This window comes from Sphingomonas sp. jy18, assembly GCF_056931895.1.
Map to the genome: position 1 here is coordinate 1 of NZ_JBXPBT010000014.1, position 8,450 is coordinate 8,450.

Annotated in this window: 11 protein-coding genes; 1 reads left to right on the forward strand and 10 read right to left on the reverse strand. The window is 61.2% G+C overall.

The genetic code is table 11. The annotated features are described in order from the left end of the window. Positions 1 to 72: 72 nt before the first annotated feature. From AC0QC4_RS16530 to AC0QC4_RS16575, 10 genes are all read right to left on the reverse strand, one after another. Complete coding sequence (locus AC0QC4_RS16530; RefSeq protein ID WP_483661195.1) at positions 73 to 756, reverse strand: LysR family transcriptional regulator; 684 nt, start codon at positions 754 to 756, stop codon at positions 73 to 75. A 207-nt stretch (positions 757 to 963) separates the two neighbouring features. Then, a complete protein-coding gene (locus AC0QC4_RS16535) occupies positions 964 to 1,491 on the reverse strand; it encodes a YybH family protein (RefSeq protein ID WP_483661196.1) in 528 nt (175 codons plus the stop codon). A 30-nt stretch (positions 1,492 to 1,521) separates the two neighbouring features. Beyond that, on the reverse strand, positions 1,522 to 2,445 hold the full coding sequence (gene copD / locus AC0QC4_RS16540) for a copper homeostasis membrane protein CopD (protein ID WP_483661197.1): 924 nt from the start codon (positions 2,443 to 2,445) through the stop codon (positions 1,522 to 1,524). 7 nt (positions 2,446 to 2,452) lie between these two features. Further along, positions 2,453 to 2,842, reverse strand: a complete 390-nt coding sequence (gene copC, locus AC0QC4_RS16545; protein ID WP_066544464.1) for a copper homeostasis periplasmic binding protein CopC — start codon at positions 2,840 to 2,842, stop codon at positions 2,453 to 2,455. Between the two features lie 16 nt (positions 2,843 to 2,858). Next, positions 2,859 to 3,710: a copper resistance protein B gene (locus AC0QC4_RS16550; protein ID WP_483661198.1), complete on the reverse strand. Its 852-nt coding sequence runs from the start codon at positions 3,708 to 3,710 to the stop codon at positions 2,859 to 2,861. Between the two features lie 257 nt (positions 3,711 to 3,967). Further along, positions 3,968 to 5,830 carry a copper resistance system multicopper oxidase gene (locus AC0QC4_RS16555; protein ID WP_483661199.1) on the reverse strand — a complete coding sequence of 621 codons (1,863 nt, stop codon included), beginning with the start codon at positions 5,828 to 5,830 and terminating at the stop codon, positions 3,968 to 3,970. Between the two features lie 6 nt (positions 5,831 to 5,836). Continuing rightward, positions 5,837 to 6,409, reverse strand: coding sequence for an RNA polymerase sigma factor (locus tag AC0QC4_RS16560; RefSeq protein WP_166546493.1), 573 nt, complete (start codon positions 6,407 to 6,409; stop codon positions 5,837 to 5,839). Beyond that, complete coding sequence (locus tag AC0QC4_RS16565) at positions 6,406 to 6,843, reverse strand: Spy/CpxP family protein refolding chaperone (protein WP_166546492.1); 438 nt, start codon at positions 6,841 to 6,843, stop codon at positions 6,406 to 6,408. The genes AC0QC4_RS16560 and AC0QC4_RS16565 overlap by 4 nt, the downstream gene beginning before the upstream one ends. After that, positions 6,840 to 7,097, reverse strand: a complete 258-nt coding sequence (locus tag AC0QC4_RS16570) for a hypothetical protein (protein WP_166546491.1) — start codon at positions 7,095 to 7,097, stop codon at positions 6,840 to 6,842. Before AC0QC4_RS16570 ends, AC0QC4_RS16565 begins: the two co-directional genes overlap by 4 nt. 46 nt (positions 7,098 to 7,143) lie before the next feature. Next, positions 7,144 to 7,551 (reverse strand): MerR family transcriptional regulator, encoded by a 408-nt coding sequence (locus AC0QC4_RS16575; RefSeq protein ID WP_483661200.1) that lies wholly within the window; start codon positions 7,549 to 7,551, stop codon positions 7,144 to 7,146. 72 nt (positions 7,552 to 7,623) lie between these two features. Between AC0QC4_RS16575 and AC0QC4_RS16580 the strand changes: the two genes are divergently transcribed. Continuing rightward, the gene (locus tag AC0QC4_RS16580) at positions 7,624 to 8,361 is read left to right on the forward strand and encodes a MauE/DoxX family redox-associated membrane protein (RefSeq protein ID WP_483661201.1); all 738 of its coding nucleotides are present in this window, start codon (positions 7,624 to 7,626) and stop codon (positions 8,359 to 8,361) included. Positions 8,362 to 8,450: the final 89 nt, after the last annotated feature.

An 8,450-nucleotide genomic window follows, 5' to 3' on the forward strand; every position in this document is an offset into this window, starting at 1 on the left:
GGGGCGGGTTCAAACATGGGTCAATTCTCAATGGAAATTTATGCCCCTACCGGGTCACTTCTCAGCGGAAATCTACAGACTTGTGTCTTGCATGATCAGGTGGGCACGATAGCCCTGATCTGACAATCGACGCTTCAGGGTTCGGGCCATGGCGGGTCCCACGCCTTGGCTGGGCAGCACGAAAACTTGTCGGCGCAAATCACTCCAGTGAAGCCGGTCCGACATGACCAGTTGATGGTCTTTCGGCAAAGCGACAAGCAATCGCTCCGACCAGGCGGAGCGCCGCGAGATGCCAGCGTCGTGTGCGTCTGACGGCATCAGAGCCACGTCAATGATCCGTGCCTTCAGGTCGCTGAGCATCCGCTCGGGATCGGCCTCGATCCCGTCAAACTGAATGTCGGGGTGACGCCGCATATATTCGCCAATGGTCGCGCGCATATTGCCGGCCATCAGGGACGCACAAAAGCCGACCGCGATCCTGCCTTCCTCGCCATAGCTGACGGCGCGGGCTGTCGTCTGAAGATTGTCGATATCGGTGAGAATGCGCCGGGCAACACTGAGGAACGCCTTGCCTTGTTCGGTCGGTATCGCGCCGCGCGTGCTTCGTTCGAAGAGCTTGATCCCGAGGCGCGCTTCCAGGGCGGCTATTCGTCTGCTCAAGGTCGATTGCTTGATGCGCATTGCTTCGGCGGCGCGTGAGAAATTCTGGGCATCGGCGGTGGCTACCGCAAATCTGAGCTGACGCACTTCGATCATAAGGCTTTGCGACCTTTATCATCTTCTCTCCGGTCGCATTATCACCAATAATCAGGATCACCCAGATTTTTCCAATGTCTTCAATGACCAGCGGGCGAGATCGCGGCTGCTTGAGGCGCGTATTTTTGGTCTTCGCACGTATTGCTCAAGGATGAATCATCTTGGTTGAGACCTCATAGTTCCTGCCATATCTGAAGCGAAGATCAGTCAGGATATATCGGCCGATGACCAGTGGATGTGCACGATACGCCATTGCCCATTCACCTGTCTGAGCATCATCGTCTCGACCGATCGGCTGTTGATCGCACGCGTGCGGTACGTCCCGGTCACCGTTTCGACGCTCATAACCCACGCCATATCGCCTTGCATCCCATGCGTCCGGCTGACCAAGGTTCGAGGCACCGCGGCACTGAAGGCAGCGTCGGCCTCCAGATGATGGCTGGCATATTCGGCGCGGCTATTTTCAACGCCGCCAGATTCAAAAATCATGACATCTTCAGCGAGGTGCGTCAGCGCGGTGTCCGTATCGCCGCTGGCAAGTGCTGCGTGGAAGGCCATAACGGTGCCGACGGGTGTTGCCGCATCGACCGGCGCTCCCGGATTTGCCGAAGCGGGCGTTCGCGGCGCGACATGCGGCCCCGGATGCGCGGCCGTCAGACTCAATCCGATCGCTGCAATGCCAAGGAGATACGCAGCACGTCGCCCTGTCAGCTGTATCATTTTACCCTCGATCATCGCCTCTACCTCCTTCGATCAGTTTCTTGGTTACATCGTCATCGGTGACAACATTCCCAGCACGGCAACCAGTCCAATCACTCCGACCGCCATCATCAACTCGCCTGCCAGGCTCCTACGAAGGCGCGATAAAGTGATTGAGGGCTCCGATTTGTCGCTCTCGCCTTTCACGGCCGCCCGTCGTCCGATCCGGGCGTTGTGCGCGCCGAACGCCAGCATCATGCCAACCAACAGGACTTTGGCGATCAGCAAAATCCCATAAGGCGTGGTCAAAACCGCAACGCTGTTCTCCAGTCCAAAGATCAACTGCGCGTTGATCACGCCCGTCAGTGCAGCTGCAGCAACCAGGCCGACGCCCAACGGCGCGAACCCGTGCATCACGCGAAGCAGCGGCAAGGCAGGGATGAGCTCGCGCTGCCGATGGGCTTTGACCGTAAGCATCAGGAACCAGGCTATGGCACCCAGCCACAGGCTGGTCGCCAGCAGATGAACGCCATTGTTCAATCGGTGAAACAGGCCCAATCCGCCTTCGGTTGCAGCCGCATGGCCGCTCCAGCTAAGCGTCAGCAATGCGCCAGCGAAGCACAAGGCCGCGATCAACGAAGTTGGCCTACCTGCTCGGCTTGTCATCAACGCGCAAAGGCCGACAATCAGCAGGGCCAAGCGTATCAGAAACGCCATGCCCATTTCGGTGCCGATGATCATGGCCTCGATCATCGGCCAGTCGAGCGAAGCAATCGGCGCGCCCATCATTGCTGCAATCGACACCAGCATCAGCGCGACTGATAACAGCGGCGCAGAAATCGCGACGAGGGTCAGGGCAGCCCTGCCCTCATCCTGCGGCACCCACTCCAGGTGCCGCAGCTTCAGCAAGCGAAACGCCGTCCAACCGAACAGGCAAAGCAGCGCGCCATAATGCGCAAATCGCAACCCCTGTTCGGCCAGACTCCCCACGCTGTTGTCAGCTGACGATGAAGTTGACGGTGCCGTTCATGCGATGCCCATCGGCTCCGGCGGCCTGCCAGCGCACCTCATAGGTTCCGGCGCGCAGCGGCTGTCGCAGGGTGAGCGTCATGGTCTTGTTGCCATTGCTCCAGGCCGTCGTGAAATTGCGGATCACCATCTCGCCGTGGTTCGCCATCCCGGGCATCGCGGTCATGACGATGCTGGCGGCGGCGGTCGGCGGCAACAGAGCTTCGCTGAATGTGAGGGTCACCGCCCGCGGGCGCGCAACGGTTGCGCCCTCAGCAGGAGTCGAGGCCACGACGCGCGTATGGGCAAGCGCGATCGACGGGGCCGCAAGCGGCGCAGCGATCATGGCAATTGCGGCGAGGAGAGATGCGAATTTCATGGGGTATTCCTTACCTTCAAAACCAGAAACGGATGCCGACAAGATAGTTGGTAACGCTGGGATCTTCGCCGCGTGCGCGGGCGTAATCGGCGCTGCCGCCGAGGCGCCAGCTTTGTTCGATTCCGATATAGGGGGCAAACTCGCGGATAAATTCATAGCGCAGCCGAACGCCGACCTCGACCGAGTCGATGCCTGACCCGATGCCGAGGCGCGGAATGTCTTGTGCCGACAGATTCACTTCGGCGCGCGGTTGCAATATCAGACGCTGCGTGATGCGCTGGTCAACCTCGCCCTCAATCCGCGCGGTCAGATCGCCGTGCTGCGACAGGAATAAGGCGGCGTCGACTTCGAACTGATAGGGCGAAAGCCCTTGCACGCCGATCACTGCATGCGTGGTGTCAGGTCCACCGAGGTCTTGCCGCACGCCCGCTTGCAGATCCCAGAAGGGAACAATAGCACGCGCGTAGAGTGCCTGAACCTCGGCTTGTTCAATCGGTTCGCCAAATGTGCCTTCACCTTCGCTCTTGAACCAGAGCCGGCTGGTCGGGCCACCATAGTAGCCCTGAAGATCCCACAGATAGCCCTCGCGACCGTCACGCACCTGCGTTTCGAACCGGTCTCCCTGAAACCAGAAGACCGGAAAATCACCGTGGGTGCGTTGCAAATCCTCGCGCGAAGCCCGCATCGCGTCGGCGCCCCAAATCGCATCGGCAGCGCGCGGTGGACCACTTCCAGCCTCAGGTGGCGGCGGGGTTTCCATGTCAGGTCCAGGCGATGCCGACGCAACGTCGTCCATCATGACGTGATCCATGGTGCTGTGGTCCATATCCGCCATCGGATCGGCAGGCGCAGCCGCCTCACCCGTCATGTCATGCCCTGCGTGAGGGTCGATTGGCTCAGGAGTCGCAGGCTGCTCAGGCATGACGTGCCCCGCATGCTGATCGGCAGGATCAGGCGCGGTTGGCGCCGCCGGCATGCCTTGCCCGGCATGGGGATCGCCGGGAGCCGGAGCAGGTGTCGGCTCTGGCGCTGGCGCGGGCATCACATGCCCTTGATGCTGCGCGAAGGCCGGGACAGAGATCAACGCGCTCCCGAGGAGGGCCGCTGACAGGATAGACCGCACGCTCATGCTCCGTCGCCCGGACCGACCACGGTCACGGTCTGCATCATCCCGCCATGCATGTGATACATCAGGTGGCAGTGGAATGCCCAGTCGCCGGGCTCGTTGGCGGTGAGATCAAATTGCGCGCTGGCGCCGGGCTGCACGATCACAACGTTCTTGCGCGGCTGATGCGCAGCGCTTTCCCCGTTGACCAGCTCGAAGAACATGCCGTGCAGATGGATGGGGTGCGCCATCATCGTGTTGTTGATGAGCTTCACCCGCACCCGCTCGTTCCAGGCAAAACGGATCGGCACATCGCTGACGGCCGAATACATCCGCCCGTCGAACGACCACATGTAGCGTTCCATGTTGCCGGTAAGGTGGAGTTCGAGCAATCGCGATGGCTCGCGCGTGTCCCGGTTGGCCTCAAGTGCGGTGAGCATCCGATAGTTGAGCACGCGGTGCGGCATATCGCGCAGGCCGAGGCCGGGATCGCCCATTTTGTCCGTCGGTGCCATCGACACCATGTCGATCCCCGGACCAATCGCAACGTCAGGCGGCAGCAGCGTGGTGTCTCGCATCATCATGCCGTCCATGCTCATTCCGCCCATCGCCATCCCGTCCATCGCGTCGTCACCCGGCGCTGCGGTTGTACCATGCCCCATGGCGGCATGATCCGCCGCTCCCGCAGCGTCGGCAGCGCTGCCAGCATGCACGCCGTGATCCATCATGCCGTGGTCCATCCCACCGGCACCATGGTTCATGCCCATATCGCCCATCGTCAGCAGCGGCGGATCGCGCAAGGCCGGAACCGTAGCGCGCGCGCCGGGGCGACTGGCCAGCATCGCCAGCGCCATGCCGGAACGATCCATGGACTCAGCCACGATGGCATAGGCTTCGTCGCTGCCCGGCGTAATGATCACATCGTAGATCTCGGCGGTGCCGATCTGGAACTCATCAACCTCGACCGGTCGCACGTTCTGGCCATCGGCAGCGATGACCGTCATTGGCAGGCCCGGAATGCGAACATTGAAGAAGCTCTGCGCCGATCCGTTGATGATGCGCAGCCGCACGCGTTCTCCGGCGCGGAACAGATATTCCATCCCCTCGGTCGGGCCGCGCCCGTTGGCGAGGAAGGTGTAGGTCGGCGCGCCAATATCCATGATATCGGTCGGCATCATCCGCATTTCGGCCCACATCCGCCGTTCTTCGCCCGACATCGGATATCGGTCGGTCCAAGTGCTCAGCTGCCGGTTGAAATAGCCTTCGCCTGTGCGCAACCGACTCATGATGAAATGCGGGTCGAGCACGGTGAAGTCACTCAGCAGCAGGATGTAATCGCGATCAAACTGCACCGGCTCGGCCCCTGCCGGATCAATGATCATTGGGCCGTAATGGCCGGATTGCTCCTGCAGACCCGAATGGCTGTGATACCAATAGGTGCCCGACTGGCGGATGGGGAACTCGTAGGTGAAGGTCTGGCCCGGTTTGATACCGGGAAAGCTGATGCCGGGCACCCCATCCATGTGGAACGGCACAAGGAAGCCGTGCCAGTGGACCGATGTGTCGGTCTCCAGGTTATTGGTGACATTCAGGCGGACATTCTGCCCTTCGCGCAGCCGGATCAGCGGGCCGGGGACACTGCCATTGACGGCAATGCCCGGGCCGCGCCGCCCTTCGACAATGCGGTGGCCGCTGCCAACGGTCAGGTCGATGACATCGCCTGATAGCTCGCCAAAGCCTGCAGGAATACGCGGGCCGCCGCGCCCATGGCTGCCGCTGCGGTGGACGCTGTGACCCTGCGCCCAGGCCGGCATGGCAGCGAAGGCTGATCCCGCACCAAGGGCGGCGATGAGGTGACGTCGTGTAAGGTTCGGACTGTTCATACGCTTCTATACGCGCGCGTCCGTGCTACCCCTCACAATGCCCACCAATTTTTGACGCGCGCGAGAAAGCCGCGTCTCGACCGCCTTGACACTGATGCCCAGCGTCATTGCTGCCTCCTGCTGGCTCAGGCCCTCAACCGTGCACAGAATCAACACCTCTTTCAGCATGGCTGGAAGCTCGGCGATCGCACGGGCGGTGGCGGCAAGCTCGGCGCGGTCTGCAGCAAGTGTTTCCGCCGAAGGCGCATCATCAGCAATCCAGTCCGCCGTGTGCTCGGGCATCGGCAGACCGATAAACCGCCTGACCGCGCGGCGACGAGCCCAGTCCCGGCATTTGTTGAGCGTGATGGCGCTGATCCATGCCTTGAAAGGTCGCTCGGGATCATAACGGTTCAGCGCAGCAAATGCCGCGACGAACGTTTCCTGCGCGATATCGAAGGCTTCCTCAGGATCACCCGTCGCGGAGCGCGCAAGCCGGTACACGGTCTCACGGTAGCGCTCGACGAGAGCACGTTGCGCGCCCGACAGGCCAGCCCGCGCGTCGCGTATAAGCGCCACATCCAGATTGTCTGAGGTCACTGCGGCTGTGTAGCGAGGCTCTTGCTAACCACCGCATCGAACCGCGCCTGTTGATCGGGACGAAGAATGGCCCGCATCGCGAAAACATGCTCGAGCGTCGCCTTCTGGAGATCCCCCATAGCATCATGCGTATCGTCCACCGCCGCAGAAACGCGGGGACCATATTCATGTTCGGCGGCGATGGCGTCGCCGAGGAGTGCATTGCTTCGCCTGAGCCGGTCTTCGAGCGCCTCGCGCCGCGCAGCAAACTGGCGCTCCAGTGCGGTCAGTTCTTGTTCCTGGGCCGGATCAAGGTCGAGCTCACCATGAATCAAGGCATGGAGTTCAGCCCCACCATGGTGCGGTGCGGGTTGAAGCATGCGCCCAAGCCACACCCCGACCAGCGCGAGCGCAATGATCAGGCCTGCCGCCAAGGCGATACGACGGAGGTTCATTCCTGACCCAGTGCAATCAAGGGCGTAAGCGAAGAAGGCGGACCGAAGGCAGCCAGGGGCACCTCGGCGCGTGCCGGCACTTGGAGCCCGCCGACGACCCCTATCCCAAGCGACATCACAAGCCCCAATCCGAGCATCGCCCGCGTCTGCCGCACCTCGTTCTGCGCGCGGGCCGCCAGCCTTCCGCCGTCAAGGGCGGAAAGATCCGGAACGGGAAGCCTAGCCAGTCGGGCGAGATTTGTGTCGAGGTCCATCAAGAAGCTCCTTCGACGTAGTATACGCGGGCGCGGCAAAAACCCCTCATGTTGCCACCTTCGATCCTGCATTTTCTTGCGCAAAGCTGAAAGCATCGATGATGGGACAGGGTCCGGATTGTTCCGACGCACAGTCATTGGCGAGCCTCACGAGGGCTCCCCGCATGGTTTGCAACGTGGCGATTTTCGCATCAAGCGCCGCGATCCGAACGCGCGCCAGATCCTGCGCAGCTGTCCGGTCGCCAGCATCCAGAGCGAGCAGCGTAGCAATCTCGTCAAGCGTGAACCCGGCGGTCTGCGCCGAGCGGATCGATTGCAAACGGCCAAGATCGCTGCGCGTGTAGCGGCGTGGCCCCTCATGCCGCGCAGGCTGCGCCAGCAATCCGCGCCGCTGATAATAGCGGATCGTCTCGACGTTGACCCCGCCTGCGCGGGCAAGTTCACCAATTTTCATTTTAGCCCTTGATCCCGTACCATGGTACGGAACCTATATGGGCTGCATTGTAGCGATTCAAAGGAAATCACAATGCCCAAGGCCATAAAAACCGCAGTGCTCCACCGCATGGTCATGCCCAATCACACCTGCCCCTATGGCCTTAAATCCAAGCACCTGCTCGAATCGCGCGGCTATAAAGTGGATGATCGGCACCTTACCACGCGCGAACAAACCGATGCGTTCAAGGCTGAACACGGCGTTGCAACCACACCCCAGACCTTCATCGATGGTGAGCGGATTGGTGGGCATGACGACCTGCGGCGCTTCTTCGGAATCAAGGTCCCCGATCCCAATGCGACCAGCTACCGCCCGATAATCGCGCTCTTCGCCATGACCGCAGCGATGGCGATGGCAGCTGGCATCGCGGTCGATGGCACGGCTCTGAGCGTTCGCGTGGCCGAGTGGTTTATTGCCTTCAGCATGTGCGTGCTGGCGCTGCTCAAGCTCCAGAATGTCGACAAGTTCGCAACGATGTTCCTCAATTACGACCTGTTGGCAAAGCGCTGGGTGCCTTATGCGACCCTCTATCCCTTCGCCGAGGGCTTGGCCGGCGTGCTGATGGTTTCCGGCCAGCTGCATTGGCTCTCGATACCGGTGGCGCTGTTCATCGGCACAATCGGTGCCATCTCGGTCTTCAAGGCAGTCTATATCGACAAGCGCGAACTCAAATGCGCCTGCGTCGGCGGTGACAGCAATGTGCCGCTGGGCTTCGTCTCATTGACAGAAAACCTGATGATGATCGGCATGGCAGTGTGGATGATGACGTAGGGTGGAAATCGCCAATTCAGCGATGCAGTACCGGATCATCGGTGCACGGAACAGCTTCTGTCTGGATTGTGACATGATGGATAGAGAAC